The 26,549-nt window shown below is 63.4% G+C and carries 27 protein-coding genes; 19 read left to right on the forward strand and 8 right to left on the reverse strand.

Annotation, left to right across the window (positions count from 1 at the left end; translation table 11 throughout):
* Positions 1 to 30: 30 nt before the first annotated feature.
* Both FHS48_RS05685 and FHS48_RS05690 read left to right on the forward strand, forming a co-directional pair.
* Positions 31 to 711 (forward strand): LutC/YkgG family protein, encoded by a 681-nt coding sequence (locus tag FHS48_RS05685; protein WP_184262257.1) that lies wholly within the window; start codon positions 31 to 33, stop codon positions 709 to 711.
* Entirely contained in the window at positions 692 to 1,369 is a 678-nt protein-coding gene (locus FHS48_RS05690; protein ID WP_184262259.1) for a Smr/MutS family protein, read from the forward strand. Before FHS48_RS05685 ends, FHS48_RS05690 begins: the two co-directional genes overlap by 20 nt.
* 81 nt (positions 1,370 to 1,450) lie before the next feature.
* Here the strand turns inward: FHS48_RS05690 and ggt are convergent, their stop codons facing one another.
* Positions 1,451 to 3,223 carry a gamma-glutamyltransferase gene (gene ggt, locus FHS48_RS05695; RefSeq protein WP_184262261.1) on the reverse strand — a complete coding sequence of 591 codons (1,773 nt, stop codon included), beginning with the start codon at positions 3,221 to 3,223 and terminating at the stop codon, positions 1,451 to 1,453.
* Between the two features lie 243 nt (positions 3,224 to 3,466).
* Between ggt and hrcA the strand changes: the two genes are divergently transcribed.
* The 7 genes from hrcA to chrA all read left to right on the forward strand — a co-directional run bounded on the left by hrcA (position 3,467) and on the right by chrA (position 11,038).
* Positions 3,467 to 4,507: a heat-inducible transcriptional repressor HrcA gene (gene hrcA, locus FHS48_RS05700; RefSeq protein ID WP_184262263.1), complete on the forward strand. Its 1,041-nt coding sequence runs from the start codon at positions 3,467 to 3,469 to the stop codon at positions 4,505 to 4,507.
* 112 nt (positions 4,508 to 4,619) lie between these two features.
* Complete coding sequence (grpE, locus tag FHS48_RS05705) at positions 4,620 to 5,255, forward strand: nucleotide exchange factor GrpE (protein ID WP_260402361.1); 636 nt, start codon at positions 4,620 to 4,622, stop codon at positions 5,253 to 5,255.
* 151 nt (positions 5,256 to 5,406) lie between these two features.
* Entirely contained in the window at positions 5,407 to 7,050 is a 1,644-nt protein-coding gene (locus FHS48_RS05710; RefSeq protein WP_184262265.1) for an ArnT family glycosyltransferase, read from the forward strand.
* A 31-nt stretch (positions 7,051 to 7,081) separates the two neighbouring features.
* On the forward strand, positions 7,082 to 7,804 hold the full coding sequence (locus tag FHS48_RS05715; RefSeq protein ID WP_184262267.1) for a phosphatase PAP2 family protein: 723 nt from the start codon (positions 7,082 to 7,084) through the stop codon (positions 7,802 to 7,804).
* Between the two features lie 95 nt (positions 7,805 to 7,899).
* Positions 7,900 to 8,829: an L-lactate dehydrogenase gene (locus FHS48_RS05720; protein ID WP_184262268.1), complete on the forward strand. Its 930-nt coding sequence runs from the start codon at positions 7,900 to 7,902 to the stop codon at positions 8,827 to 8,829.
* A 78-nt stretch (positions 8,830 to 8,907) separates the two neighbouring features.
* Positions 8,908 to 9,618 (forward strand): hypothetical protein, encoded by a 711-nt coding sequence (locus tag FHS48_RS05725; RefSeq protein WP_184262270.1) that lies wholly within the window; start codon positions 8,908 to 8,910, stop codon positions 9,616 to 9,618.
* Positions 9,619 to 9,709: 91 nt separating this feature from the next.
* Positions 9,710 to 11,038: a chromate efflux transporter gene (gene chrA / locus FHS48_RS05730; protein ID WP_184262272.1), complete on the forward strand. Its 1,329-nt coding sequence runs from the start codon at positions 9,710 to 9,712 to the stop codon at positions 11,036 to 11,038.
* A gap of 5 nt (positions 11,039 to 11,043) precedes the next feature.
* On the opposite strand, the gene dnaQ is transcribed toward chrA, so the two are convergent.
* The 5 genes from dnaQ to FHS48_RS05755 are packed head-to-tail and all read right to left on the reverse strand — an operon-like array spanning position 11,044 to position 14,714.
* The gene (gene dnaQ, locus FHS48_RS05735) at positions 11,044 to 11,766 is read right to left on the reverse strand and encodes a DNA polymerase III subunit epsilon (RefSeq protein WP_184262274.1); all 723 of its coding nucleotides are present in this window, start codon (positions 11,764 to 11,766) and stop codon (positions 11,044 to 11,046) included.
* 13 nt (positions 11,767 to 11,779) lie between these two features.
* Entirely contained in the window at positions 11,780 to 12,373 is a 594-nt protein-coding gene (gene coaE / locus FHS48_RS05740) for a dephospho-CoA kinase (protein WP_184262276.1), read from the reverse strand.
* Positions 12,374 to 12,382: 9 nt separating this feature from the next.
* On the reverse strand, positions 12,383 to 13,237 hold the full coding sequence (locus FHS48_RS05745; protein WP_184262620.1) for a shikimate dehydrogenase: 855 nt from the start codon (positions 13,235 to 13,237) through the stop codon (positions 12,383 to 12,385).
* The gene (locus FHS48_RS05750; RefSeq protein ID WP_184262278.1) at positions 13,237 to 13,851 is read right to left on the reverse strand and encodes a Maf family protein; all 615 of its coding nucleotides are present in this window, start codon (positions 13,849 to 13,851) and stop codon (positions 13,237 to 13,239) included. Before FHS48_RS05750 ends, FHS48_RS05745 begins: the two co-directional genes overlap by 1 nt.
* On the reverse strand, positions 13,848 to 14,714 hold the full coding sequence (locus FHS48_RS05755) for a pyruvate, water dikinase regulatory protein (RefSeq protein WP_184262280.1): 867 nt from the start codon (positions 14,712 to 14,714) through the stop codon (positions 13,848 to 13,850). Before FHS48_RS05755 ends, FHS48_RS05750 begins: the two co-directional genes overlap by 4 nt.
* A gap of 559 nt (positions 14,715 to 15,273) precedes the next feature.
* Between FHS48_RS05755 and hemE the strand changes: the two genes are divergently transcribed.
* From hemE to rho, 4 genes are all read left to right on the forward strand, one after another.
* Entirely contained in the window at positions 15,274 to 16,323 is a 1,050-nt protein-coding gene (gene hemE / locus FHS48_RS05760) for a uroporphyrinogen decarboxylase (RefSeq protein ID WP_184262282.1), read from the forward strand.
* Positions 16,324 to 16,386: 63 nt separating this feature from the next.
* The gene (gene hemH / locus FHS48_RS05765; RefSeq protein ID WP_184262284.1) at positions 16,387 to 17,442 is read left to right on the forward strand and encodes a ferrochelatase; all 1,056 of its coding nucleotides are present in this window, start codon (positions 16,387 to 16,389) and stop codon (positions 17,440 to 17,442) included.
* A 93-nt stretch (positions 17,443 to 17,535) separates the two neighbouring features.
* Positions 17,536 to 17,985 (forward strand): protoporphyrinogen oxidase HemJ, encoded by a 450-nt coding sequence (gene hemJ / locus FHS48_RS05770; protein ID WP_184262286.1) that lies wholly within the window; start codon positions 17,536 to 17,538, stop codon positions 17,983 to 17,985.
* Positions 17,986 to 18,333: 348 nt separating this feature from the next.
* On the forward strand, positions 18,334 to 19,590 hold the full coding sequence (rho, locus tag FHS48_RS05775) for a transcription termination factor Rho (protein ID WP_184262288.1): 1,257 nt from the start codon (positions 18,334 to 18,336) through the stop codon (positions 19,588 to 19,590).
* Between the two features lie 90 nt (positions 19,591 to 19,680).
* Here the strand turns inward: rho and FHS48_RS05780 are convergent, their stop codons facing one another.
* Positions 19,681 to 20,379 (reverse strand): response regulator transcription factor, encoded by a 699-nt coding sequence (locus FHS48_RS05780; RefSeq protein ID WP_184262290.1) that lies wholly within the window; start codon positions 20,377 to 20,379, stop codon positions 19,681 to 19,683.
* A 198-nt stretch (positions 20,380 to 20,577) separates the two neighbouring features.
* On the opposite strand from FHS48_RS05780, the gene ribA reads away from it, so the two are divergent.
* The 3 genes from ribA (at position 20,578) to FHS48_RS05795 (ending at position 23,754) form a co-directional block, all read left to right on the forward strand.
* Complete coding sequence (gene ribA, locus FHS48_RS05785) at positions 20,578 to 21,729, forward strand: GTP cyclohydrolase II (protein ID WP_184262292.1); 1,152 nt, start codon at positions 20,578 to 20,580, stop codon at positions 21,727 to 21,729.
* Between the two features lie 233 nt (positions 21,730 to 21,962).
* Positions 21,963 to 23,111: a hypothetical protein gene (locus FHS48_RS05790; RefSeq protein WP_184262294.1), complete on the forward strand. Its 1,149-nt coding sequence runs from the start codon at positions 21,963 to 21,965 to the stop codon at positions 23,109 to 23,111.
* Between the two features lie 142 nt (positions 23,112 to 23,253).
* Positions 23,254 to 23,754 (forward strand): L,D-transpeptidase family protein, encoded by a 501-nt coding sequence (locus tag FHS48_RS05795; protein ID WP_311769091.1) that lies wholly within the window; start codon positions 23,254 to 23,256, stop codon positions 23,752 to 23,754.
* An 18-nt stretch (positions 23,755 to 23,772) separates the two neighbouring features.
* Here the strand turns inward: FHS48_RS05795 and FHS48_RS05800 are convergent, their stop codons facing one another.
* Positions 23,773 to 24,438 carry a YggS family pyridoxal phosphate-dependent enzyme gene (locus FHS48_RS05800; RefSeq protein ID WP_184262296.1) on the reverse strand — a complete coding sequence of 222 codons (666 nt, stop codon included), beginning with the start codon at positions 24,436 to 24,438 and terminating at the stop codon, positions 23,773 to 23,775.
* On the opposite strand from FHS48_RS05800, the gene FHS48_RS05805 reads away from it, so the two are divergent.
* The 3 genes from FHS48_RS05805 (at position 24,437) to FHS48_RS05815 (ending at position 26,549) form a co-directional block, all read left to right on the forward strand.
* A complete protein-coding gene (locus FHS48_RS05805; RefSeq protein WP_184262298.1) occupies positions 24,437 to 25,180 on the forward strand; it encodes a thiamine phosphate synthase in 744 nt (247 codons plus the stop codon). The two genes, FHS48_RS05800 and FHS48_RS05805, sit on opposite strands and share 2 nt — an antisense overlap.
* On the forward strand, positions 25,177 to 26,046 hold the full coding sequence (locus FHS48_RS05810) for a LysR family transcriptional regulator (protein ID WP_184262300.1): 870 nt from the start codon (positions 25,177 to 25,179) through the stop codon (positions 26,044 to 26,046). The genes FHS48_RS05805 and FHS48_RS05810 overlap by 4 nt, the downstream gene beginning before the upstream one ends.
* Before the next feature lie 80 nt (positions 26,047 to 26,126).
* On the forward strand, positions 26,127 to 26,549 hold the full coding sequence (locus FHS48_RS05815; protein WP_184262302.1) for a secondary thiamine-phosphate synthase enzyme YjbQ: 423 nt from the start codon (positions 26,127 to 26,129) through the stop codon (positions 26,547 to 26,549).

Consider the following 26,549-nt stretch of genomic DNA (forward strand, 5'->3'; position numbering starts at 1 on the left):
CCGGTCCCCCTGAACAAGAAGGTTGCGGCCATGCCCTCTTCCCGTACCGCAATTCTGGAATCCATCCGGCGGTCCCATGGCCGGGGAGAACTGTCAGCCGAGCGGCAACAGGCGTTGCGGGACCGGTTACACAGCCATCCGGCCGCCACCATCCCCGCCCGCAGCGACGGGGATCGCGAAGCCCGGATCGCGCTGTTCACCACCATGGCCACCAGCGTTGACGCCACCGTCAGCCGGGTTGCCGGATGGAATGCCCTGCCGCAGGACATCGGAGACTGGCTGAAGGCGCGTAACCTGCCGACCACACTGGCCGTTGCCCCTGATGCCCGGCTTGATCCGGTGGCACAGCACCCGCTCTATACCGTTCATCGCGGTCCGGCCCTGCCGGAGGACCTGATCGGCGTCTCCGTTGCGGAAGGTGGTGTTGCGGAAACCGGATCCCTGCTGATGGTCTCCGGCCCGGAAACGCCGACCTCCCTGAACTTTCTGCCAGACATCCATATTGTCGCCCTGCCCGCCTCGCTGATGGTCGGCCCATTTGAAGAGGCCTGGGCCCGGATCCGCAGCCGCTTTCCGGAAGGAATGCCACGGACCGTCAATCTGATCACCGGACCGTCCCGCACCGGGGACATTGAACAGACCCTGCTGCTGGGAGCGCATGGCCCGCGCCAGCTGCACATCGTGATCGTCGATGATGCAACGCCCGCGTAAGCGCAACCTGTTCACCGCCGAAGACCTGATGCTGTGGAAGGCCATTGCCCGCAGTGTCACCCCTTTGCCCGGTCACAGCCTGCCGGATGATGCGACCATCGCCGCCCTGATCGCCGGTGAAACAGACCCGGTCGCCGATCTTGTTTCACGTGAAACACCGTCATCACCCCACGCAGATCAGCAGGACATCCGTCCGAAAGCGCCCGCCCGGACTCCGGTGTTTCTGGACGAAACCTTCCAGATCGGATCTCTTGGTCCCTCTTCCGCCAGCCCGGCCCCGGGGATGCCAAACGCCAAAGGCAAACGGCAGTTGCCAAAGCTGGCGCATGGTCACAGCCCCGGCGTCGATCACCGCACCGCCCAGCGGTTTAAACGCGGACGGATGGATATAGACGGTCGGATTGATCTGCATGGAATGGGACAGGAAGCCGCCCATATCGCCCTGATCCGCTTCATCAGTGGCAGTGCCTCCGCCGGGCTCCGCTGTGTTCTGGTGATCACCGGACAAGGGGAGCGGGGTCAGGGCGTGCTGAAGAAAATGGTCCCGCGCTGGCTGAATGATGAAACCCTGCGCCCAATGGTTCTGTCCTTCAGTCAGGCCCAGGTCGAGCATGGCGGCTATGGCGCGCTTTACGTCCTGCTGCGGCGGAACCGCTGAGCCCGAAAGGACAATAAAAAACAGCCCCGGACAATCCCGGGGCTGTTTTCTTCTCAAGACAGACCGGCCTGACCGGAAAGATCAGTCGCCGAGGACGATGCCTTCGCGGCGGGGATCAGCCCCACCGACCAGCGTCACCTTGCCGCCCGGCGTCCGGTTGATCTGAATGGCGTGAAGACCGCTGTTCAGATCACTGATCCGCACCTCATGCCCCTTGGCCTCAAACTCTGCCTTCAGGGCTTCGGCGCTGCTGCCTTTTTCCAGATCCGTCACCTTGCCGTTGCGGTTGATGACGTGGCCCATATCAATGGCGGCCTGCGGGGTCATCCCCCAGTCCAGCACCCCGACAATGGTCCGGGCCACATAGCCGATAATCTGGCTGCCGCCCGGAGATCCGACCACCAGAACCGGCTGACCATCCTTCAGCACAATGGTCGGTGCCATCGAGCTGCGCGGCCGCTTGCCCGGGGCAATCGCATTGGCAACCGGCTTCCCGTCCTTGGTCGGGGTAAAGGCAAAGTCGGTCATCTCGTTGTTCAGCAGGAACCCACCGGCCAGAACCCGGCTGCCGAACCCGGCTTCAATCGTCGTGGTCATCGACAGCATGTTGCCATAGCGGTCCGCAATCACGATATGGCTGGTGCCGGGACGGCCAAGATTGGTGTCCACGGCAAAATCAGCCCGCTTCCGCGGCGGATCCCCGGCCGCCACCGGTGCTAAGGCCTTCGCCGGGTCAATCATCGCCCCGCGCTCAGCCAGATACCCGCTGTCCAGCAGACCCATCGGCACATCAACAAAGTCGGCATCGCCCATGTAGGTGTTACGGTCAGCAAAGGCGACCTTGGAGGCTTCGGCAAACAGATGCATCGCCATCGGGCTCGGCCCCATGGTCTTCAGATCGAAGCGTTCCAGCATCTTCAGGATCATGCCAACGGTCATCCCGCCGGAGGACGGCGGCCCCATTCCGCAGACATCATAGACACGGTAGCGCACGCAGACCGGCGGCCGTTCCTTGGCCTCATAGCCCTGAAGGTCTGCCTTGGTCAGCACACCCCCGGCCGCCTGCACCGCAGACACCACCGCATCCGCCAGCGGCCCCTGATAGAATCCGGCGGAACGGTCCTTGGCCACCGCCTCCAGACTGGCGGCGAAGGCCGGATTCTTCAGTTTGCTGCCTGCCGGCAGCGGATCCCCCGACGGGGTCAGATACAGGGCTGCGGTCTGCGGAAAGCGGTCCATGCCCTTGGCCTTGGCATCGGCAATCGCTGCCGTCAGACGCGGCGAAACCAGAAAGCCTTCCCGGGCCTGCGCAATGACCGGGTCAAACAGGCTGGCCCACGGCAGGCGGCCATGGGCCTTCTGCGCCTTGTCCAAGACCTGCACCGTCCCCGGGGTTCCGACGGCGGTACCATGGGCAACGGCGTCATAGAACTCCTTCTCCTTCCCCCCGGCGGCAAGGAAGACATCCGGCTTCAGCCCCAGCGGCGCGGTCTCGCGGCCGTCATAGGTGGTCATCTTGCGGGTTTTGGCGTCCCAGTACACCAGAAAGGCCCCGCCGCCGATGCCGGAAGACTGCGGCTCGACCAGATTGAGCATCATCTGGACGGCAACGGCGGCATCCATGGCGGTGCCGCCCCGCTTCAGCACATCATACCCGGCGCTGACCGCATAGGGGTTGGCCGCCGCCACCATCATCCGGTGGGCCACAGCCCCCTGCTTGACCGTCAGTCCGGTCCCCTGTTCCGGCTGCTGAAGCTGCTGCGCCAGCGCCGGGCCGGTCATCATCAGCGCCAGAGCCATCCCGGCCACCAGCGGAGAGCCCCGCAGTGCGGCCTTTGCTTTACCCTGTCTCATCGTGAAGCCCCTGATCAGTTTCTGGTTTTATGAAAGATCCGGATGTCTCTCCGGTCCCAAAAAGCGTACCGATCCACATCAGCCTCCAGCAACCGGCGAATTGTCCTACCGGCACTTTTTCCCGGTTCCCGCCTGCCCCGGCGGACGCCGTGCAATTGACGGCCCGCCTCCCCGCAACTACATTCCCAACAGGGGACCGCATCCGGCGGAACCCATGTGCCGCACGGGATCTGCACGGACACCATGACCTCCATCGCCGAACTGAACGAGCGCAGTCGCGAGGTCCTCCGGCTTATCGTCGATGCCTATGTGCAGACCGGCGAACCGGTAGGCTCCCGCACCCTGTCCCGCCTGATGCATGACAGCGTCTCCCCCGCCACCGTCCGCAACGTGATGGCGGATCTGGAAGACCTTGGCCTGCTGTATTCCCCGCATACCTCGGCCGGACGCCTGCCGACGGAACAGGGGCTGCGGCTGTTTGTCTCCGGGCTGCTGGAAGTCGGCCGCCTGAGTGATGACGAACGCATTGAGGTGGAAACCAAATGCCGCAGTGCCGGGCGCAGCGTTGAACAGGTGCTGGGCGAAGCCTCGCTGATGCTGTCCGGCCTGTCGCAGGGGGCCGGGCTGGTGCTGGCCCCGAAAAGCGAAAACGCCCTGCGCCATATCGAATTCGTCAGTCTCGGCCCGGGGCGGGCGCTTGTGGTGATGGTCAGTGCCGACGGCGTGGTGGAAAACCGCCTGATCGAAGTGCCGCACGGGTTGCCGCCCAGTGCCCTCAATCAGGCCAGCAATTACCTCAGCACCCACCTCAACGGCCGGACGCTGGATGAAACCCGGGTCACCGTCCTTGCCGATCTCGATTCCAAAAAAGCCCAGCTGGATGAACTGACCAGCCGGGTGGTGCAGGCCGGACTGGCCACCTGGAGCGAAACCGGATCCGATGCCGCCCTGATCGTGCGCGGTCAGGCCAACCTGCTGAATGATGTCCATGCCGTCGGCGATCTGGAGCGGATCCGCACCCTGTTCGATGCGCTGGAAACGCGGGAGCACATGCTGCGCCTGCTGGATCTGGTGCAGGGGGCTGACGGCGTGCAGATTTATATCGGCTCAGAAAATCAGCTGTTCAGCGCCGCCGGGTGCTCGCTGATCGTCGCCCCGTACCAGAACAGCCGGGAACAGATTGTCGGGGCCATCGGCGTGATCGGCCCGACCCGCATCAACTATGCCCGCATTATCCCGCTGGTCGATTATACCGCCAAGGTGATCGGCCGGATGATCGGTTAGCCGCCTCCCCGGTCAACCGGCAGCGGTTCACCGGATACGCGGTTCGGTGGTGGCCCTGCCCCGCCCTTTCCCGTACAGTCACCCTGATCTTTGTAAAAACAGCAGAACGACCATGACCACCAATCCCACTGACTCCACCCTCGACGATATCCTTGCCGCCACCGCGACCGAACAGGCCCCCGAAGGTGCTGCCGGATCGGCGGAGCCCGTGCAGAGCCCCGAAGAAAAGATCGCGGCGCTGGAAGCGGAAGTGGCCCAGCTGAAGAACGACTATCTGCGGGCGCTGGCCGATACCCAGAATGCCAAGCGCATGGCCCAGAAGCAGATCGAGGACAACAGCAAGTACGCGATGTCCAACTTCGCCAAGGAACTGCTGCCGGTTGCCGATAACCTGACCCGGGCCCTGATGGCCGCACCGGAGGCCGCCCGCGCCGCCAGCACCGATCTCAACACCCTCGCCGTCGGCGTGGAGATGACGGAAAAGGAACTCCAGAACGCCCTTGGCAAGTATGGGGTCCGCCGCATTGACAGCCTGAACCAGCCGTTCAACCCGCACCACCATCAGGCGATGCAGGAAGTGGACCGGACGGATATCCCCAGCGGGACCGTGGTGATGGTCTATCAGGACGGCTATCTGATTCAGGACCGCCTGCTGCGCCCGGCCATGGTGGTGGTGTCCAAGGGTGGTCCGGCCCGGACCCCTGAAGCGGATACCCCCTCTGCCGCCGGTGTGAACCAGACGGTCTGAGGCAATCCGCCCCTTCCCTGATCCTTGCTTCCCACAGCCGGAGATGCCCGTCATCCCCGGCTGTGGCCTGTTGTTGAACCCTGTTTTCCCGCGACCGACGGTCCGCCCCGGCATGGTCGCCGTCCCTTAAATCCCGACCCGGGGGTGTTTCGTGCAGGCCATCCTTCAAGGCTTCCGTCCCTATCTGTTGCTGCTGGTGGTTTGCGCCGCCATCTTCCTGCCCGGCCAGACCAGCCTGCCGGCCATGGACCGGGATGAATCCCGCTTCATGCAGGCCACCCGCCAGATGGCGGAAAGTCAGGATTATGTGGTGGTGCGGTTTCAGGAGGAACTGCGGGCCAAGAAACCGGTCGGGATCTACTGGTTGCAGGCGGCGGCGGTGAATACCTTCAGCCACCCGGCCAAGACGGAAGCCTGGCCCTACCGTCTGCCATCATTGTTCGCGGCGTTCGCCACGGTGCTGATGACCTTCTTCTTCGGCAGCCGTCTGTTCGACCGCCGGATCGGGATGATCGCGGCGCTGACCATGGCCGGAACCCTGATGCTGACGGTGGAGGCCCACCTTGCCAAAACCGATGCCACCCTGCTGGCCCTGACGACGCTGGTGCAGGGCTGCCTTGGTCTGGTTTACATGCAGTCCCGGGGCGGGAAGGCAGCCCCATCGTGGGCCTCCCTCGCCTTCTGGCTGGGGATGGGGGCGTCCATTCTGGTCAAGGGGCCGGTCACTCCGATGATCACCGCCCTGACCGTCATCACCCTGAGTGTTGCCGACCGCCGGGTCGGCTGGCTGCACGGCCTGCGCCCGGTGATGGGGATCATCATCACCGTGGCGATGGTGGCCCCGTGGATGGCGGCGGTCAGCGGCCAGACCGACGGCCAGTTCCTTGGCAAGGCGGTGCGGGAAGACCTGCTGCCGAAACTGCTGGGGGCGCAGGAAAGCCATGGGGCTCCTCCCGGCTTCTATCTGCTGCTGCTGTCCCTGACCCTGTGGCCGGGATCCCTGTTCCTGTGGCCGTCCCTTGCCCGCAGCTGGCGGGAACGCGCCCTGCCCGGCCTGCGTTTTGCGCTGGCGTGGGCCGGACCGGCGTGGCTGGTGTTTGAACTGATCCCGACCAAACTGCCGCATTACAGTCTGCCGATGTACCCGGCGATTATCCTGATGATTGCCGCCACCCTGATGGCGGTGCGGGACGGAACCTATGACCGTCTGGCCGGAGGAGCTGCCCGGCTGTGGTACGCTCTGTGGAGCCTGATCGGGCTGGCGGTGGCCGGGGCTGCGCTGTGGCTGCCGGTCAAATACGGGGAAGGTTTTACCCTGTGGGCGGTGCCGACGGCGGTGGCCGCCGTGGCCTTGGTGGTGACCGTCTGGTGGCACCTGCTGAAGCGACATTTCCTCAATGCTCTGATCTGGGCGCTGGCCCTTGGCGCGATGACTCAGGTCACGCTGGTGACACTGGTCGGGCCGCACCTGTCGGATCTGTGGGTCAGTGAAGCGGTGGCCCGCCGTATTGACGAGGTTGCCCCCGGGGCCGCCGTGGCGGCGGTGGGCTATCATGAACCCAGTCTGGTGTTCCTGACCGGAACCAAAACCCGCCTGACCTCCGCCGAAGGAGCCGCCGCCTTTCTGACCGGAACACCGCAAAGCATTGCGGTTGTGAATGAAGCGGATCTGCCACAGCTCACCGCAGCCCTGCCCCCGACCTTCAAGGTCACCGATCACGGTGTTGTCACCGGCCTGAACTATTCCCGTGGCAAGCCGGTACGCCTGCATCTGCTGACCCCGGCCGCCCCGTAATCCCACAGCCCCGTCAGCGGAGGACAGACCGATGGACCAGTCCCCTTCCCCGTCCCGGTTTCAGGCCGTATTCCGTCAGGGCCATCAGGCCCTGTGTCTGACCAAGGGCTGGTGCCGCCGCCATCCGCGTCTGGCGGTTCTGGGCTGGGGAATGGTCGGATGCCTGCCGCTGTTTCTGGGTCTGGATCCGTGGCTGTCGCAGACCCTCCGCCTGAAGATGTCAGAGGATCTGCGCGGCTTTTTCAGCATCATCACCGACATCGGCCTTGGCGGACCCTGGTACATCGGTTTTGCCGCCGGCTGGCTGATCTGTATGGCCGCCGCCGGTCTGGCCCTGACCACCGACGCGCACGAACTGTGGCGAACCCGGGCCCGCAGCTGGAGCTTCGCCCTGCTGTCGCTGGCAGCCTCCGGGATTGCGGTACAGGTCCTGAAGTTCCTCTTCGGCCGTCCCCGGCCCAAGTATTACTTCAGTGATGGCCTCTACGGCTTCCACCCGTTCTCCGGCCATAACTCCTTCCCGTCCGGCCATTCTCAGGCGATTGTCGGGGCGATGGCTGCCCTGTGGTTTGTGTATCCGCGCTACCGCCCGGCCTATGCGGTGATCGCTGTGATGATCACCTTTTCGCGGGTCGCCGTCGGGGCCCATTATCTCTCTGACACCATCATGGGCAGCCTGCTGGCAATTGTGGTCTGCCTGTGGGTGCGGGACCGTTACCGTCAGGATGGCAGGCCCGACGTCACCCTGCGCTGAAGTATCCCTGTATCACAAAAGGATCAGGAGAAGGGAATTCCTCCCCGCGCCGTAATCCGTTAGGCTGATCTACAGAGCTTTATGGGGAGAGTCAGATGAAGGTCGGAATTATCGGGGCCGGTCAGGTCGGCAGCGCCGCCGCCTATGCCGTCGCCCTCAGCGGGGCTGCCAGCGATGTCGTGCTGATCGACCGCAGCGAAAAACTGGCGGTGGCACAGGCGCAGGATATTCTGCACGCCACTCCGTTTGCCGCCCCGGTGCGGGTTCAGGCAGGTGCCTACAGCGACCTGACCGGTGCCGGGATCATCATCCTGACTGCTGGCGTCAACCAGAAGCCGGGGGAAACCCGGCTGGAACTGCTGGACCGCAACACCGCCGTCTTTGCCGAGATCCTGCCGCAGGTTCTGGCAGTGACCCCCAACCCGATCCTGATTGTCGCCACCAACCCGGTGGATGTGATGACCGAAGTGGCACAGCGGGTTTCCGGATTGCCCCGTCACCGCTGCATCGGGTCCGGTACCATTCTCGATACCGCCCGCTACCGGGCGCTGCTGGCGGATCATCTCGGGGTGTCTCCCAATTCCATCCATGCCAGCGTTCTGGGGGAACACGGCGACTCTGAGGTGCTGTGCTGGTCCTCTGCCAGTATCGGCACGGTTCCGCTGGCCTCTCTGGCTGAACAGCAGGGGAAGCCGCTGGATGACGTGGTGAAGGCCCGGATTGATCACGGCGTCCGCCGCGCTGCCTACACCATTATCGAAGGCAAAGGGGCGACATGGTTTGGCATCGGGGCCGGTCTGGCCCGGATGGTCCGCGCCATTGCCCGCGATGAACGGGCGGTGATGACGGTTTCGCAGGTCGAGGATTCGATTGAAGGGGTCGGCCCGGTTGCCCTGTCGCTGCCCCGGATCCTTGGGGCTGATGGCATCCTTGGGACTGTCATGCCGATCCTCAGCCCCGAAGAACACGCCCTTCTGCGGGCGTCGGCGGAAACCCTGATCCGTGCCGCCGGACGGACTCCCTGAGACGGCCTCTTCCTCTTCCTGCCACAACGGCAGGGAGAAGGACTGGACGGGCTTCCCAACTTACGGCACAACTGAGCTATGGCCCTTGATGCAGAAGACAAAGCCGGTGCAATCGGCTGCCTGAGTGCCCTCCTCGCCATCGGCGCGGTGGTGGGGGGCGTGTACTTTTATCAGAACGTCAAGATCAGCGCGGATCCGGAACCGGACCCTGTCGCAAAGAAAGCCCCGATCACCAAGGTTCAGGCACAGGATCCTTCCCGCAAAACCGTGGTGAAGGAAGCGGCACCGGTGGAGAAAATGGCCCGCTCGGTCTCCACCGATTCCCCCCCGCCAACGGAAGACGCTCCGCCGCCGCCGCCGCAGAAAGGCGTGACCGCTGCCGTTCAGGACCTAGGATCCGTCTTGCCGGAACAGGCTCCGCCCCCGGCGGCGGTCCCCCCGGAGGCGTCACAGGTTCAGGCGGTGATGGAGGCGGATCCCCTGTGCTATCAGGGGCGTTTCGCCCGCCGGACCGCCAGCCTGTACGGCGGGGACGGCTTTGCCATCACCTATGGCACCGACGACCGCCGCGCCGAGGGCCAGCGGCCGCGTCTGGAGTTTTTCTTCAACGATATCAACGACCATAAGTTCGTGACTTATCTGAGTCTGGCTCCCAAAGCACCGCGCGATTTCCCCAATGACCACGAATTCATCATCCCGTGGGAAACCGATGCCATCAATGCCGTGGTCGCCAAATGGATCGTTGCCATCGCCGACGGAACCTGCCCGGCCAAACCGGCCTCTCCCTGATGATCGTTTTATGACCGGGTGACTCTGCGCTTGCCCCGCAGTCCCCCGAGACCGTACCCAGAGCAGATAATGCTCTCAGGATTCCCCGACCATGACCGATCATCCCGTCTCCCTCTCTGCGGCAATCCGGGTCTGGACCCGGATTGCCCTGCTCAGCTTTGGCGGACCGGCCGGGCAGATTGCCCTGATGCACCGGGAACTGGTGGAAGACCGGCGCTGGATCAGTGAGCAACGGTTTCTGCATGCCCTGAATTACTGCATGCTGCTGCCCGGCCCGGAAGCCCAGCAGCTGGCCACCTATATCGGCTGGCTGATGCACGGGCTGAAGGGTGGACTGATCGCCGGGGGCCTGTTCATTCTTCCCGGTCTGATTGCCATTCTTGGCCTCAGCTGGGTCTACGTGCTGTTCGGGCAGGTCCCGATGATCGAAGGGATGTTCTTCGGGCTGAAAACCGCCGTTCTGGCCTTGGTGTTACAGGCGATGATCCGCCTGTCCGGACGGGCCCTGAAGACCGGATTTCTGCGGCTGATCGCCCTCGCCGCCTTTCTGGCCCTGACCCTGTTCCAGAGTCCCTTCCCCGTGGTGGTCCTTGCCGCCTTGCTGCTGGGGGTCCTGTCCGGTTGGCGGCAGGGACACTCTGCTGCCCCGGCGGTGTCCACCCCCTCCGGTTCCGGGACCCTTCTGGGGGAGACCCTTCCCCCGCATGCACAGGTCTCGGTTGGCTGGTCCCTGCGGGTTGGTGGCGTCTTCCTCTGTCTGTGGCTGCTGCCGGTCGCCGCCCTCAGCGTCCTTCTGCCCGGCAGCACCTATCAGCATATCGCGGTTTTCTTTTCAAAAATGGCGGTGGTCAGCTTTGGCGGGGCCTATGCTGTCCTGACCTATGTCGCCCAGCAGGCGGTGGAAGGCTACGGCTGGCTGTCCACCGCTGAAATGGTTGACGGGCTGGGGCTGGCGGAAACGACGCCGGGACCGTTGATCATGGTGGTCCAGTTTGTCGGTTTCCTCGGCGGTTACCGCGATCCCGGGGCACTGCCCCCCCTGCTTGGGGGCAGTCTGGCCGCACTGCTGACCACCTGGGTGACCTTTGCCCCCTGCTTCTTGTGGATCTTTCTCGGTGCGCCGTTTGTCGAAACCCTGCGCCATAACCGGGCTCTGGCCACCGGACTCACCACCCTGACCGCTGCCGTGGTCGGGGTGATCGGCACGCTGGCCTTATGGTTCGGGCTGCACGTTCTGTTCGCCACCGTTACGACTGTCACCCTCGGCCCCGTGGAGGTTTCGGTTCCCGAGTTGATCAGCCTGCAACCGGTCGCCCTGGGGCTTACTGTGCTGGCGTTTATGCTGTTGCGGCGCGGGCCGGTGACAACCCTGACGGTCTGTGCGGCCTCAGGCGCGGTTCTCCACCATCTGCTTCCCTGATCGGATCAGGAGGATCCGGCCCCATCCTCCGGCTTTGCCGGCAGAAGAGTCTCCCACAAAGCCCCTTTGACCTTTTTGGCCAGAAAAGCCCGGTGCCGGTCCTGCTCCCCGGCGCTGGGGGCATGCGGACGGGGTGCCCGATAAGGCCGGTCAACCCGCATCCGCTCCACCGCTGTTGTCACCGGCCCGGTCGATGCGGTCAGCACCAGCCCCGGCTGACGCCCTCCCCGCAGTTCCAGATACACTTCGGCCAGAAGCTCGGAGTCCAGCAGCGCCCCGTGCTTCTCACGGTGGCTGTTATCAATCCCGAAACGGCGGCACAAAGCATCCAGACTGGCCGGAGCCCCGGGAAACTTACGGCGGGCCATCTGCACGGTGTCAATCGCCCGGTCAAAGGGCACCGTGGCAAATCCGGCCCACGCCAGTTCTGCGTTGATGAATTTCATGTCGAAGGCGGCGTTATGGATGATCAGCGGAGAATCGCCGATAAAATCCAGAAATTCCGCCGCCACATCAGAGAACAGCGGCTTGTCCTTCAGCATGTCCCAGGTCAGGCCATGCACCCGTGCCGCTTCCTCCGGCACTTCCCGTTCCGGGTTGATATACTTGTGAAAAGTCTGCCCCGTCGCAACATGGTTCACCAACTCGACACACCCGATTTCCACCAGCCGGTGGCCTTCGGACGGTTCAAAGCCTGTCGTTTCGGTATCGAGTACAATTTCACGCATTGCAGATCATGCCTTATCCGGGCCGGTTCAGATCGGCAAGAATACGCTTCAGCGCCCGGATCGTCACCCCCCGGCCCAATCCGCTGGGAACAATATAATCGGCCCGCCGCCGTTTCTCGGAATCCGGCATCTGTTTGGAACGGATCTGCCGAAGACGGTCAAGGGTCATTCCCGGCCGGGCCAGAACCCGCTGCTGTTGAATCAGGGCATGGGCTGTAACCACCGCCACCGCATCACAGCGGCGCTGCCCCCGGCTTTCAAACAATAAGGGGATATCCAAGGCCACCACCGGCGTCCGGCGACGGCGATGCCGGGCCAGAAAGGCCCGCTCTTCCGCCTGTACCAAGGGGTGGACAATCCGTTCCAGAACCCGCAGGGCCGCCGGATTGCCAAACACCATCCGGCCCAGCGCCACCCGGTCCACCTGTCCGTTCCGCACCGCTTCGGGGAAACGGGCCGCAATCAGGGGCACCGCAGCGCCCCCCTGCTGATACAGCCGGTGAACCGTCGCATCGGCATCATGCACCGGCACCCCCAGACACCGCAGGAGCTGGCAGGCGGTGGATTTTCCCATCCCGATGGAACCGGTGATCCCAAGGATTTTCATCAGTGACCGCTATTTCTTTCCCGAAATAATATGGGTCCGCAAAGCCTCGGTGACAGCGGGGGCGACACCGAACCAGGCTTCAAACCCCGGCCGGGCCTGATGCAACAGCATCCCCAACCCGTCCACCACCACATTGCCCCGCAGCCGGGCGGCCGCCAGCAGAGCGGTTTCCAGCGGGGCATAGACAATATCCGTCACCAGTGCTGACTGCGGCAGAGCCGACAGATCCATCTCCAGCGGCGGCTGACCGGTCATCCCCAGACTGGTGGTATTCACCAACAGGGCAATCCCGGCACAGGCCGGTCCCCGCTGATCCCAGTCGACAACCCGGATCGGCCCCCCGAGATCTGCGGCCAGAGCCTCTGCCCGGTCCCGGCTGCGGTTGGTCAGGATCACATCGGGACACCCGGCCTCCAGCAGCGCCGCGATCACTGAACGGGCCGCCCCACCGGCGCCAAGGATCAGGGCCGGACCGGTGCCCGCCTGCCAGCCGGGAGCTCCGGCCCGCAGATTTTCCACAAATCCGAAGCCGTCGGTGGTATCGCCGTGAAGATGCCCATCCGCATCAAAGACCAGCGTATTGACCGAGCCGACATGACGGGCCCGTGCTGTCAGGGTATTGCCCTGTTCCTGACACAGCCGGAACGCCGCTTCCTTATGCGGAACCGTCACGTTCGCCCCCCGGAAGCCGAGGTGGATCAGACTGCGGACCGCCGAAGCAAAATGCTCGGGCGCCACCGGCAACGGCAGATAAGCCCCGTCAATTTCATGCTGGTCCAGCCAGAAACCATGCAGACGCGGGCTTTGCGAGTGACTGACCGGCCACCCCAGAACCCCGGCCAGACGGGCCTTTCCGGTCATCATCATGCGGGAACCACCTTCCATTGACGCAGAAACTCCAACAACGGCAACAGCGGCAGGCCACGGATCACAAAGTGATCGCCCTGTACCCGGCTGAACAGCTGGGCTCCCAGACCTTCAATCTGATAACAGCCGACAGTGGCCTGAACCGCTTCGCCCGCCTGATCAAGATAGCCGTCGATGAAAGAGTCTGACAGGGCCCGCACACTCATCCGGGCTTCACCGATCTGATGCCAGATCCGCTCGCCCTTGTGGAATATTACCGCCGCACTGATCAGCCGGTGAGTTTTCCCCGACAGCGCCTGTAACTGTTCCCGGGCTTCGGCCCGGCTCTGCGGTTTGTCGAACCAGACCCCGTCACAGTCCAGCATCTGATCAGCCCCCAGGACCAAAGCCCCGGGATACCGGCGGGCAACCCGACCGGCCTTCATCTCCGCCAGCACAACGGCGGCTTCCTCAACCGGGGCCTGCTCTGCTTTCAGCGCCGCCTTGATTTCGTCCTCATCAACACCGGAAACAACAGTCTGGACAGCCAGTCCGGCACTTTCCAGCATCAACCGACGGGATGCACTGCCCGAGGCCAGAATCAAAGGGGGGACACCGGAACTTTCAGTCATGTTGGATATCCTGACAGGTCTTCCAGTACCGCCTGCTCTTCCTGCTGGCGGCGCTTATGCTCAGCATGCAGCTGCAAAATCGCCGCTGCCGCTTCCTCGATTGATTTCCGCGTCACATCAATAACCGGAAAGCCAAGGCGGGAAAACAGACGGCGAGCTCCGAGAACCTCCTCGCGGACGTTCTCCTCGTCGGCATAGGTGTTTTCATCGCTCTGGTTCATCATCCGCAGCCGGTTGCGGCGGATATCAGACAGGCTGCGCGGTTCCCGCGTCAGGCCCACTTTCAGCGGTCCCTGTAGGGTCAACAGCTGTTCCGGCAAGGGAATGCCGGGCACCACCGGCACATTGGCGGCTTTCAGGCCCCGGTTGGCCAGATACATACAGGTCGGTGTCTTCGAGGTGCGGGAAACCCCGAACACCACGACATCGGCATTTTCCAGCCCATCGATCACCTGACCGTCATCATGATCGATGGTGAACTGCATCGCCTCAATCCGGCGGAAATATTCAGCATCCATCACATGCTGCCGCCCGGGCTTGCCCCGGATCGGCAGATCCAGCACCGCCGACAGCGTCGACAGCACCGGGTCAAGAATGGGGATATAGGGAATATCAATCCGGGCAAAACCCTCCTCAAGAGTGGCCCGGATCGCCGGATCCATCACCGTATACAGCACCGGCCCCGGTGCGGCGGCAATACTGTCCAGCACCCGCAGGGCCTGCCCCCTGGTGCGGATCAGCCACCACTGATGATGCCGGACATCGACATCCTCAAACTGGACCTGACAGGCCCGGGCGACCGAGGAGACCGTCTCCCCCGATGAGTCAGAAACCAGATGCAGATTCAGGCTCTTGACCGGCATGGCGTTCCTTTCCGGACAGACACTCTCTCCTCCCTTCGAATACCTCATTTTCAGCAGCGGGGGAAACCGCGGCTTCGGCCTCCGGTTGATCCTGCGACATTCCCCGCGTCCGGATCTGTGGATAAATGCTGTGGACAGACAGGGAATGACCCTGAATAAGCCGCCCTTTCCTTCCAAAGAGGATAATCCACACACGCAGTCCCTGTTTTAACCCCACGACTGATCCCGCTGTGACTCAAATTCCCCCTCAGACTGTGAATCCCCTGAATCAAGGAACAGATCAGCCCGGGGAAAGCTTGTTTTCCACACTATCCACACCCTTTCCCACAACGGGATTCTCACGAGTCGCTTGGAGTCGTCCCGAACTTCCCCCGGAGTCGTCCCCAGCGGGGATAAAGCGGTCCTTACACACAGCGTTATCAACAGGCGTTCTGTGGACAAAAGCGAGAAGAGCCTGAATCCCCGTTATCCACAGGCCCTATCAAAAACCACCATAATCTTTAAAAAAATACCTTTCTTGTGTAAGAGAAAGACATACCAAAAGAGGAGTATCCCCGCCGTGAGCCGACCAGCGACCGACAGCAAGCGTTTCATCCGGGCTCTGAAGGGTGAAACCCTGACCCCTCCGCCGTTCTGGCTGATGCGTCAGGCTGGCCGCTATCTTCCGGAATACCGGGCCACCCGCACGGATGCCGGGGGTTTCCTCGACCTCTGCTACAATCCGCCGCTGGCGGTTGAAGTGACGCTCCAGCCCCTGCGCCGCTATGGGATGGATGCCGCCATTCTGTTCTCCGACATTCTGGTGGTCCCGGATGCGATCGGTCAGCCGGTGTCCTTCAAGGTTGGGGAAGGTCCCTGCCTGACTCCCCTTGCCGATGATGCCGCCGTAGACGCGCTGGATCCCTCCCGCCTGAAAGACCATCTGAAGCCGGTGTTTGAAACCGTGTCAGGCTTGGCAGGGGCGATCCCGGAGACCACCGCGCTGATCGGCTTCTGCGGAGCGCCGTGGACCGTTGCCACCTACATGGTCGAAGGGGGTGGATCCAAGGACTATGCCCGGACCAAGGAATGGGCCTATGGGCATCCGCAACGCTTTCAGAGGCTGATCGATACGCTGGTTGAGGCTTCAGCAGAATATCTGTGCCTCCAGATCGAGCACGGCGCCGAAGCGGTGCAGATTTTTGACAGCTGGGCCGGTGTGCTGCCGGAAGAGGAATTCCGCCGCTGGGTGATTGATCCGATCCGCCGGATCACCGAACGGGTGAAAGACCGCTATCCGGGGGTGCCGGTGATCGGGTTCCCGCGTCAGGCCGGGCTGATGTATCTGCCGTTTGCCCGCGAAACCGGGGTGGATGCGGTCAGCCTCGACACCATGATCCCGCTCGACTGGGCGGCGGAAACCCTTCAGCCCCTGCTGACCGTTCAGGGGAACCTTGATCCGATTGCCCTGCTGGTCGGCGGCGATCATCTGGATCACGCGGTGGACCACATTCTGAAAACGCTCGGCAAGGGGCCGTTTGTCTTCAACCTCGGGCATGGCATTGTGCCGCCGACCCCGCCGGAGAACGTCGCCCGTCTGGCTGACCGGATCCGGGGCTGGAAAGGCTGATCCAGACCGGGCGCCGGATCGTATCAGTGTTGATAGTTTTGTCTGAACGGGAAGGGTAGACCGATGAAACGGCTTGCGGTGGTGGTGTTCAATCTCGGTGGACCGGATTCCCCGCAGGCCGTTCAGCCCTTTCTGTTCAACCTGTTCAGTGATCCGGCGATCATCAGCCTGCCGCAGCCCCTGCGCTGGCTGGTCGCCAAAATGATTTCCGGCCGCCGGGCTCCGGTCGCACAGGAAATCTATCATCACCTCGGTGGCAAATCGCCGCTGCTGGAACAGACCCAACAGCAGGCAGATGCCCTTGCCGCCGCCCTGACCGAGGGGGAAACCGAGGCCCGGGTGTTCATTGCCATGCGCTACTGGCACCCGATGACGGACCGGGCGGTGGCAGAGGTGAAGGCCTATGCGCCGGATGCCGTGGTTCTGCTGCCGCTGTATCCCCAGTTTTCCACCACCACCAGCGGATCGTCCCTGAAGCTGTGGCAGCAGGAGGCCGCCCGTCAGGGCCTGACGGTGCCGACGCAGGCGGTCTGCTGTTATCCGGCGGAGACAGGGTTTATTTCCGCGATGGTCGAAACGCTTGTTCCCCTCCTCCGGCAGGCGATGGAAACGGGGACCCCGCGTCTGCTGTTCTCCGCCCATGGGCTGCCGAAAAAGGTGGTCGACGGTGGGGACCCCTATCAGGCTCAGGTCGAACAGACCGCCGCCGCCGTTATCCGGGTGCTGGAACAGCGGGACCCGCAGTGGCATGGGCTCGACTGGCAGGTCTGCTATCAAAGCCGGGTCGGGCCGCTGGAATGGATCGGGCCATCAACCGATGCCGAGATTGAACGGGCGGGCCGCGATGGGGTGCCGCTGGTGCTGATGCCGCTGGCCTTTGTGTCGGAACATTCCGAGACGCTGGTGGAACTGGATATCGAATACGGGAAGCTGGCGGCAGACTCCGGGGTTCCCCTCTACCTGCGGGCGGCAACGGTGCAGAGCCATCCGGATTTTATCGGCGGACTTGCCGGTCTGGTCCGGCAGACCCTTGACTGGCCACAGGGGGCAACCCCACGTCCGGATGGCGGATTGCGCCGGTGTGCCGACCGCTGGGGCAAATGCCCCTGCCAGCCCTGATCCCGCGAGCCTTGCCCCGGTTGACCGCTGTCTGCCGGGTCGGAAAAGGCCCCAGTCTGTCGGCCTGCTGCCTGCCGATACGGAGAGACCCTGATGCCCACTCTTGTTGATCCCGGCACCACCGCCTATGCGCTGGTCAAGGCGCTGCACATCATCAGCGTCATCACCTGGATGGCAGCGATGTTCTACCTGCCGCGGCTGTTCGTCTATCACGCTTCGGCAACCCCGGGCAGCGAGCTGTCGGAAACCTTCAAGGTGATGGAACGGCGGTTGCACCGGGCGATCATGACACCGTCGATGATCGTCGTGTTCATCACCGGGCTGACCATGGCCCCGGCCTGGCTGACAGGACAGGGCTGGTTGCATGCCAAGCTGGTTCTGGTCATCGCAATGGCGGCGTGCCATGGGTTTTATGCCCGCTGGCGCCGCCAGTTTGCCGGGGATGCCAATGTCCGGGATCACCGTTTTTACCGGATTGCCAATGAGATCCCGACCGTCTTGCTGCTGGGGATTGTGCTGCTGGTGGTCCTCAAGCCGTTCTGATCCTGCCGGATCGGGCCGCCGTAAGGCTTGACAAGGCCGGACAATGCGCCTAACCGTAGGCGCACGGCCTGATGCGGACTGACGGGAATACCGGTCTGACGATGGCCGGTCCCTCCTTTGTGCCGCTGCTTCCTGACCATAAAACATCGTCCAGTCCGCCGTCCGGACCCCGGTTTTCTGTCTGAATTCACCGACAGAGCCGGTGTTTTCCGGGCCTTCCTGTTCTGATCCGGTGTTTTCCGTGTCTGCCTGATCTGCGGCTTTCTGACTATCCCCCTGCGGGGCTGACCATCAGATGGTGATGGACCGGCTGGCCGCAGGTTATGGACCTTCACTGGCGACTCTCCCATGCATTTGCAGGAACTGAAGAAAAAGTCCCCGGCCGAGCTGTTGAAGCTGGCAGAGGAACTGGAAATCGAAAACGCCAGCAGCCTGCGCAAGCAGGATATGCTGTTTGCCATCCTTAAGGGCTTTGCCGACCGCGGAACCGCCATCTACGGCGACGGTGTGCTGGAAGTGCTTCAGGATGGGTTCGGGTTCCTGCGCTCCCCGGAAGCAAACTATCTGCCGGGTCCGGATGACATTTACGTCAGCCCCAGTCAGGTCCGCCGCTTTGCCCTGCGCACCGGCGATACGGTGGAAGGCCAGATCCGCGCCCCCAAGGACGGGGAACGCTATTTCGCGCTGGTCAAGGTCGATACGGTTAACTTTGAAGATCCGGAAGCGGTCCGCCACCGCATCAACTTCGATAACCTGACGCCGCTGTACCCGAACCAGAAGCTAAAGCTGGAGGTCGATGACCCGACCACCCGCAACATGGTGCCCCGGGTCATTGAAATGGTGGCCCCGCTCGGCAAGGGCCAGCGTGGCCTGATCGTGGCGCCGCCGCGCACCGGTAAGACGGTGATGTTGCAGAACATCGCCCATTCGATCGCCGCCAACCATCCGGAAGTCTATCTGATCGTCCTGCTGATCGACGAACGCCCGGAAGAAGTCACCGACATGGCGCGCAGCGTCCGGGGCGAAGTGATTTCCTCCACCTTCGACGAACCGGCCACCCGCCACGTTCAGGTGGCGGAAATGGTGATCGAAAAGGCCAAGCGTCTGGTCGAACACAAGCGCGATGTGGTGATCCTGCTGGACTCGATCACCCGTCTGGCCCGCGCTTACAACACCGTGGTGCCGTCTTCCGGCAAGGTGCTGACCGGCGGTGTTGATGCCAACGCCCTCCAGCGTCCGAAGCGCTTCTTCGGGGCCGCCCGGAATATCGAGGAAGGCGGGTCGCTGACCATCATCGCCACCGCGCTGATCGATACCGGATCGCGCATGGACGAAGTAATCTTCGAAGAGTTCAAGGGCACCGGGAACTCCGAACTGATCCTTGACCGCAAGCTCGCTGACAAGCGGACCTTCCCGGCCATTGACATCACCCGCTCCGGCACCCGGAAGGAAGAGCTGCTGGTCAGCCGCCAGAACCTGCAAAAGATGTGGGTGCTGCGCCGGATCCTCAACCCGATGGGGGTGCAGGACAGCATGGAATTCCTGCTGGGTAAGCTGCGGGAAACCAAGAGCAATGATGATTTCTTTGAAGCGATGAACAACTGATCCGGTCCGGATCAGAAGCTTTTGCCGTTACAGGGCATGAAAAAAGGCGGGGGATGTGATCCTCCGCCTTTTTGTGTTTTCAGTCCCTGATCAGCCCGGCCCGGCCAGCCGGTAGCCGCCGCTTTCGGTCAGGAGCAGGGTATTTTCCCCGCTGACCGGTTCAATTTTCTGGCGCAACCGGTAAATGTGGGTTTCCAGCGTATGGGTGCTGACGCCGGAATTATATCCCCATACTTCGGCCAGCAGCGTTTCACGGTCCACCATCCGCCCCTGACGGTAGAGATATTTCAGGATTGCGGTTTCCTTCTCCGTCAGCCGGATTTTTTTGCCCTCGGCGGTTTCCAGCATTTTGGCGGCGGGCAGAAAGCGGTAAGGCCCCAGCGGGAACACCGCATCGTCAGAATGGCGGTGCTGACGGATCTGGGCCTTGATCCGGGCCATCAGAACCGCCAGCCGGAATGGCTTGGTCACATAATCATTGGCCCCGGCATCCAGCCCGGTGATGGTGTCATCATCGCTATCGGCCCCGGTCAGCATGATCACCGGTGACCGGACCCCCAGACGGCGCAGATCGCGGCAGACATCCCGCCCATCCTGATCGGGCAGGCCGATGTCGAGAAGGATCAGGTCAAAGGGACCGGCCGGGCCTGTGGCGGTCTCGATCCCCTCCGCTCCGGTGGCAACTGCGGTCACCGTGGCCACATCCTCCTGCTGGGACAGCTGTTCGGTCAGGGTCCGGCGCAGCAGGTCGTCGTCCTCAATAATCAGGATGGAGCGTCCGGCAGCCATTGATTTGCCCCTCTTTGCAGCTTGCAGATCATGCCCTATCTATCATTCCGTCGCGGTCTTCGGGAAGGGTGCTTACGATCACACTCTGTTCCAGACTGTTTCACCGGGATTCCGGGGCAAGAAACCCCCGGTCTGTCCTCTTTACAGATGACGTCGCGTTTCTTGCCCGGTGCCGGGGCGCACAGTATAAGGCTTGTCATGACTGAAACACTCCGCCCCGCTGCCCCGCTGTCGTCTCCTCCCCCTGCCCCGCTGCTTGCCGTGGACCGTGCGGCCGCCGAACTGCGCCGGGGGGGGCCGGTTGTTGTTCTTGCGCCGGATCAGGCTCCGCTGTTGATCCAGTCGGTGGAAGGTGTGACCGGGGACAGTCTTGAACGGCTGGTGCATCTGTCCGGACAGCCGCTGGCCCTGTGCCTGACCGCCCGGCGCACCCGTCTGATCGGCCTTGATCCGGGCCCCGGGGTGGTTGCCGCCCTGACCTCGGATCTGCCGCTGACCGCTGACCGGATGCTGCGTCTCGCCGATCCGGGCACGGCGGAGGACATGGGCGGTGTCGGGCGGATTGATGATCTGTCGGTCGTCCCGCTGCTGGCGGGGACGGTTGCGGATGCCGGGGTACAGCTGGCCAAGCTGGCCCGCCTTCTGCCCGGCATTGTCACCACTCCGGTGGCCTGCGCCGAAACGGTCCGCTCCTGGGCGTCCAGCCGGAACCTGCTGGTGGTCGAGGCGGCGGCGGTGCTGGGCTATGCCCAGACGGCGGCCCGCAGCCTGCGGCTGGTCGGCGAGGCGCGGGTGCCGCTGGTGGAGGCGGAGAACACCCGGATTCTGGCGTTCCGTCCGGCAGATGGCGGGATTGAACATCTGGCGATTGTGATCGGAACCCCGGATCCGGAGCAGCCGGTTCTGGCCCGTCTGCATTCAGAATGCTTTACCGGGGATCTTCTGGGATCCCTGCGCTGTGACTGCGGCGATCAGCTGCGCGGGGCCATTGATGCCATCCATCAGGCCGGCAGCGGGGTTCTGCTGTATCTGGCGCAGGAAGGGCGTGGCATCGGTCTGGTCAACAAGCTGCGGGCATACCGGTTGCAGGATGCCGGATACGACACCATGGATGCCAATGGTCAGCTTGGTTTTGATGACGACGAACGGGTCTATCTTCCCGCCGCCGAAATGCTGCGGCTGCTGGGATATAGCCGGATCCGCCTGATGACCAACAATCCGTTCAAGGTCGACGCGCTGTCCCGCCATGGCGTACAGGTGGAAGAACGGGTCCCGCATGTGTTTGAAACCAATACACATAACCTGTCGTACCTGCGGACCAAGGCCTTGAAGGGCGGTCATTTGTTCTGATCGGTCTGACCAATCGGTGCCGACGGGGTCGGTTAGCCCGGTAAAAGATTCCGGGCTAACCGGGGATCTGTGAGAAAATCAATAAAAATCAATGTCTTGTAATATTGGCCTGCTTTTTGCTTACTCTGTCTTGTCCCATAGGGGCGTCCTCTGGTGGTGCCGAGCGGCGTCTTCATGACCGAAGATAAAGCGGTACCCACCACGGCAGATTTCAACAGGAGGCAGGACAGACGATGGCGATCAGTTCCGTTGATACCCTGCCTGTTCCGGCACAGACGCCGCCGTTGACCCCGACCACGACCCAGAAAAAACCCGCTTACGTCCAGCAGGATCTGAGCGAAAACGGTCAGTCCCGTGCGGAACTGACGGAGTATCAGGCGGAGTCCGCCGTTAAAGGGGATGATGGGGAAGAGCTTTCCTTCTGGGATGTTCTCGATGTCATCAATCCTTTGCAGCACATCCCGATCGTCAATTCGGTCTACCGGGAACTGACCGGGGATAAAATCACCTCCGGAGCCAAACTGGCCGGGGGAGCCCTGTTCTTCGGGCCGATCGGTCTTGGCTTTGCCGCGTTGGATGTCGGCGTTAAGGAAATGACCGGCGCGGCGATCGACGAACATGTCGTGGCGATGATCAAAGGCGAAGATGCCGGGGAAAATGCCCGGGTGGCTGCCGCCGCTGAGGAATCCCAGAAAGCCGCCAAGGTTGCCAAAGCCGCCAAAGCCGAAGGAACGGCAGCTCCGGCGACTGATGTCCGGACGTCCGGGGGGACCGTTGAGGCAACCCCGATCGGCACCGCTGAAGCGGCGACTGCTCCGCTGGGACTGTTCACGTCTGTGGCAGCCCCCGCCGCGGCCCAGACCGCACAGGCCGCCGCTCCGGCGAATGCCCCGCTGGGGTTGATGGGGGCCGCGTCCACACAGGCGGTGGCCAGCCAGAGCGCACAGGATGCTGTGGCCAATACCCGTTCCCTCGAGTCAACCCGTCCCCGGGCCCGTCTGGCCCGGTCGCCACAGGCCTCACAGGACCATCTGGCGATGGCCATGCAGGCGCAGGGGCTGGAACCGTCCAAACTGATCACGGTGCCGTCCCGGTCGGCCACGGCGGTGTCGGCGCAGATGATTGCTGCGGAAAAACAGGCACAGGCACAGGGCCAGAGCACTCCCCCGGCCCCGGTCCAGACCGCGTCGGCTCCGGCAGCGGCCCACACGGGTGCCCCGACGCAGCTGATGCCTGCGGCAACCCCGACGGCCCCCCCGGCAACGGAGAATGCAGCGGCCCAGCCCGGAGCCCCGGTGGATGTTCCGGCGTGGTTTGACTCCGCGATGATGAAGGCCAGTGCCGCCTATCAGAAGACCAATAAGGTCACCTCTGCCCCGTAATGGGTTCCACTTGATCTGACAGAGACAACCGGGAAAAATATGCCGGGTGGAAAATGCTGCCCGGATGTTTATCGGCGATAAGAACACAGCCTCTGTGGATAAAGGGAAAGCCGTGCCCCTGTTTGACCGACTGACTGTTTCCGTGACCGGACCATCCCGGGGGATTCTGACCGCCGGGGAGCGGCAGTTTGCCTGTGCGCTGGGAAAAGGCGGCCTTTGTCCGGCTGAGGACAAGCGCGAGGGAGATGGCCGGACTCCGGTTGGCGTTTTCCCGCTGCGGCATCTGATGTACCGGCCGGACCGCTGGCCTGTGGCCCCTGAAACGGCCCTGCCGGTGCAGCCATTGACCCCGCAGGATGGATGGTGTGACGATCCGGCGGATCGCGCCTATAACCGCCCGGTCCCGCTGCCTTATCCTGCCAGTCATGAACTGTTGTGGCGGGATGAGGCGGTCTATGACCTGATCGTCGATCTTGGTTACAACGACGCCCCGCCGCAACCCGGGCGCGGCAGCGCGATTTTTCTGCACATTGCCCGGGAGGGATATCCCCCGACCGAGGGCTGCGTTGCCCTCAGCCGGGAGGATCTGGCTTGGCTGCTCCGGCACTGCGGCCCGGAGACCGTGATGGAGATCCGGGGATAAAGGATCCCCGGTCTGTTTTCAGCGGCTGCCGAACAGGGCAGAACCGACCCGCACATGGGTGGCCCCAAGGGCAACGGCGGTCGGGTAATCAGCACTCATCCCCATGCTCAGCACCGACAGGCCGTTGCGACGGGCAATTTCCCGCAGCAGGGCAAAATGCAGGGCCGGTTCTTCATCCACCGGGGGAATGCACATCAGGCCGGTGACGGTCAGGCCGAGATCGCGGCAGCTGTGGAGAAAGGCATCCGCCTCCTCCGGCAGGATTCCGGCCTTCTGCGGTTCCTTCCCGGTGTTGACCTGAATCAGGCACGGCAGAAAGCGGTTCTGACGCTTCATTTCTGCGGCAAGGGCTTCGGCGATTTTCGGGCGGTCAACGCTTTCGATCACATCAAACAGGGCCACCGCTTCTTTGGCCTTGTTGGATTGCAGTGGTCCGATCAGGTGCAGCTCAAGATCCGGGAAGGCATCCCGCAGGGCTGGCCACTTTGACTGGGCTTCCTGCACCCGGTTTTCCCCGAACACCCGCTGTCCGGCCTCCAGAACCGGGCGGATCGCCTCAGCCTCGAAGGTTTTGGACACCGCGACCAGTGTCACGGCATCGGGGTCCCGTTTGGCACGGCGGGCACTGTCGGCGATGGCGGTGCGGATGGCGTGCAGATTTTCGACGGCAGAAGCGGCAGACATGACCAAAATCCTGGTGCTGAAACGGGGAGGAACCCGGTATGGTTCCGGGATGACCCTGACCCTAGCAGACAGCCTTCTCCGGCTCAATTCCGAGACGTGTCGGTCCTTCCGTTCCGGCTCTGCCGGAAGCGGTGACCGCGCCCTTCCGGCAGTGATCCTGATGACCGATACCCGCCGGGGATCGCCGCTGCGGGCGGCACAGGCCCTTCCTGCCGGGGCAGCGGTCCTCATCCGCAATTATGATGATCCGGCGCGGGAGATTTTGGCCCTCCGGCTGGCAACCGTTGCCCGGCGGCGGCGGCTGGTTCTGATGCTGGCGGTGAAGGATCCGGTCCGGGATCTTGATCTGGCTCTCCGGATCGGGGCCGGGGGTCTGCATCTTCCGGAAGGAATTCTCCGGTCGGTCGGCCTGACACGGTTGCGGCTGTGGCGGCAGGGCGGGGTTGGGAGATTTATCACCGCCGCCGCCCATTCCCTGCCTGCGGTTTTACGGGCGCAGCGGGCCGGGATTGATGCGGTTCTGGTGTCCCCGGTGTTTCCGACCCTCAGCCATCCCGGATCTCCGGTGTTGGGGCTGCGGCCGGTCCGGGCCTGTGTCCGGCACAGCCGGATCCCGGTTCTGGCGCTGGGCGGCCTGTCGCTCTCCACCGTCCGCAGTCTGACCGGCAGCGGGGTCTGGGGCGGGGCCGCCATTGGGGGGCTGGTGCCTGAGCGGTCTCCGATAACGGAAACCCCCCGATGACCGATCCCTTACAGGCAGAAGAGTTTCCGCTCGACTGGGATGATCTGCGGCTTCTTCTGGCCATTGCCGAGGGGCGGACCCTGTCAGCGGCGGCGCGGCGGCTGGGGATCAACCAGACCACGGTGTCGCGGCGTTTACAGGCGGCCGAGCTGACCCTGAAGAGGCCGCTGTTTCATCGCCTTGAAGGTGATCTGATCCCGACCGAAAGCGGTGCGGTGCTGCTGCACCATGCGCGCCGGGTTGAGGAGGAATTGCTGGGGGCAGCCCATGCCCTGCGGCAAGGGGGCGCGGTGACCGGAACTGTCCGCCTGACCGCGGTGGATTCGGTGCTGAGCTGTCTGGTGATCCCGGCGGTGGCGACCCTGTATCAGCGCTATCCGGGGCTGACGCTGGAGCTTCTGGGCAGTCAGGCCAATGCCAACCTCAACCGCCGGGAGGCTGATATCGCCCTGCGGCTGGCAATGCCGCAGGATGCCGGGCTGACGGTGCGGAAGGTCGGGGATGTTGCGATGGCGGTTTATGGCCCGGAAGGGGCCGACGCGCACAGGGTGCCGTGGCTGGGCTACGATGACAGTCTTCAGGATGTCCCGGAAGCGCGTTGGCTGACCGGTCAACTGGAAGAAAACGGGGAACGGCCGGTCCTGCGGGCGTCCTCAGCCGCGTTGCTGCTGTCCGCCGTACAGGCAGGGCTCGGGCGGGCGGTGTTGCCCTGTCTTCTGGCGGACCGGGCACCGGGGGTGATGCGGCTGAGTGAGGTGGTGGTGCGCCGCCCGCTGTGGCTGGCGGTGCAGTCCGATGTCCTGCGCAGCCTGCGGGTCAGGGTTGTGGCGGACTGGTTGGGGGAAATCCTGAAGCCCCTTCTTTAAAAAGGGGTGTATACTGGCAACCGCCCGGTGATTTCCGGACAGGCCGGTGGTTTCCGGACAGGAACGAACAGGGGGGCATCATGCGCCAGAGCCAGACGATCCTGACCATCCGCACCCGTGGTCAAGACCTGACAGACATAACGGACGAGATCAGCCATTGGCTGCACGGGACCGGGATCAGGACCGGCCTGCTGACAGTGTTCTGTCAGCATACCTCCGCCAGCCTGACCATTCAGGAAAACGCGGATCCGGCGGTCCGCCATGATCTGGAAGTCTTCCTGAAGCGGATCGTCCCGGAAGATCCCCACCGCTACCGCCATAGTGCTGAAGGGGATGACGATATGCCCGCCCACATCCGCACCATGCTGACCGATGTCAGCCTGACCATTCCGGTCGGAGAGGGGCGGATGCTTCTGGGCAACTGGCAGGCGGTGTACCTGATGGAACACCGCGCCCGGGGGCATTCCCGCCATCTGGTCCTGCACCTGACCGGCGGGGACTGA

It is taken from the genome of Novispirillum itersonii (assembly GCF_014205675.1).
Taxonomy (GTDB): domain Bacteria; phylum Pseudomonadota; class Alphaproteobacteria; order Rhodospirillales; family Rhodospirillaceae; genus Novispirillum; species Novispirillum itersonii_A.

Excerpts from the sequence above, each read along its gene's own strand:
- FHS48_RS05790 (WP_184262294.1), top strand. The coding sequence starts at position 21,963 with ATGGCGATCAGTTCCGTTGATACCCTGCCTGTTCCGGCACAGACGCCG.
- hrcA (WP_184262263.1), top strand. The coding sequence starts at position 3,467 with ATGACCTCCATCGCCGAACTGAACGAGCGCAGTCGCGAGGTCCTCCGG.
- FHS48_RS05690 (WP_184262259.1), top strand. The coding sequence starts at position 692 with ATGATGCAACGCCCGCGTAAGCGCAACCTGTTCACCGCCGAAGACCTG.
- ribA (WP_184262292.1), top strand. The coding sequence starts at position 20,578 with ATGACTGAAACACTCCGCCCCGCTGCCCCGCTGTCGTCTCCTCCCCCT.
- coaE (WP_184262276.1), bottom strand. The coding sequence starts at position 12,373 with ATGAAAATCCTTGGGATCACCGGTTCCATCGGGATGGGAAAATCCACC.
- hemH (WP_184262284.1), top strand. The coding sequence starts at position 16,387 with ATGAAACGGCTTGCGGTGGTGGTGTTCAATCTCGGTGGACCGGATTCC.
- FHS48_RS05780 (WP_184262290.1), bottom strand. The coding sequence starts at position 20,379 with ATGGCTGCCGGACGCTCCATCCTGATTATTGAGGACGACGACCTGCTG.
- FHS48_RS05725 (WP_184262270.1), top strand. The coding sequence starts at position 8,908 with ATGGCCCTTGATGCAGAAGACAAAGCCGGTGCAATCGGCTGCCTGAGT.
- FHS48_RS05800 (WP_184262296.1), bottom strand. The coding sequence starts at position 24,438 with ATGTCTGCCGCTTCTGCCGTCGAAAATCTGCACGCCATCCGCACCGCC.
- FHS48_RS05810 (WP_184262300.1), top strand. The coding sequence starts at position 25,177 with ATGACCGATCCCTTACAGGCAGAAGAGTTTCCGCTCGACTGGGATGAT.
- FHS48_RS05685 (WP_184262257.1), top strand. The coding sequence starts at position 31 with ATGCCCTCTTCCCGTACCGCAATTCTGGAATCCATCCGGCGGTCCCAT.
- FHS48_RS05750 (WP_184262278.1), bottom strand. The coding sequence starts at position 13,851 with ATGACTGAAAGTTCCGGTGTCCCCCCTTTGATTCTGGCCTCGGGCAGT.
- rho (WP_184262288.1), top strand. The coding sequence starts at position 18,334 with ATGCATTTGCAGGAACTGAAGAAAAAGTCCCCGGCCGAGCTGTTGAAG.
- FHS48_RS05715 (WP_184262267.1), top strand. The coding sequence starts at position 7,082 with ATGGACCAGTCCCCTTCCCCGTCCCGGTTTCAGGCCGTATTCCGTCAG.
- FHS48_RS05755 (WP_184262280.1), bottom strand. The coding sequence starts at position 14,714 with ATGCCGGTCAAGAGCCTGAATCTGCATCTGGTTTCTGACTCATCGGGG.
- FHS48_RS05720 (WP_184262268.1), top strand. The coding sequence starts at position 7,900 with ATGAAGGTCGGAATTATCGGGGCCGGTCAGGTCGGCAGCGCCGCCGCC.
- FHS48_RS05815 (WP_184262302.1), top strand. The coding sequence starts at position 26,127 with ATGCGCCAGAGCCAGACGATCCTGACCATCCGCACCCGTGGTCAAGAC.
- hemJ (WP_184262286.1), top strand. The coding sequence starts at position 17,536 with ATGCCCACTCTTGTTGATCCCGGCACCACCGCCTATGCGCTGGTCAAG.
- chrA (WP_184262272.1), top strand. The coding sequence starts at position 9,710 with ATGACCGATCATCCCGTCTCCCTCTCTGCGGCAATCCGGGTCTGGACC.
- FHS48_RS05805 (WP_184262298.1), top strand. The coding sequence starts at position 24,437 with ATGACCAAAATCCTGGTGCTGAAACGGGGAGGAACCCGGTATGGTTCC.
- dnaQ (WP_184262274.1), bottom strand. The coding sequence starts at position 11,766 with ATGCGTGAAATTGTACTCGATACCGAAACGACAGGCTTTGAACCGTCC.
- grpE (WP_260402361.1), top strand. The coding sequence starts at position 4,620 with ATGACCACCAATCCCACTGACTCCACCCTCGACGATATCCTTGCCGCC.
- ggt (WP_184262261.1), bottom strand. The coding sequence starts at position 3,223 with ATGAGACAGGGTAAAGCAAAGGCCGCACTGCGGGGCTCTCCGCTGGTG.
- FHS48_RS05745 (WP_184262620.1), bottom strand. The coding sequence starts at position 13,237 with ATGATGACCGGAAAGGCCCGTCTGGCCGGGGTTCTGGGGTGGCCGGTC.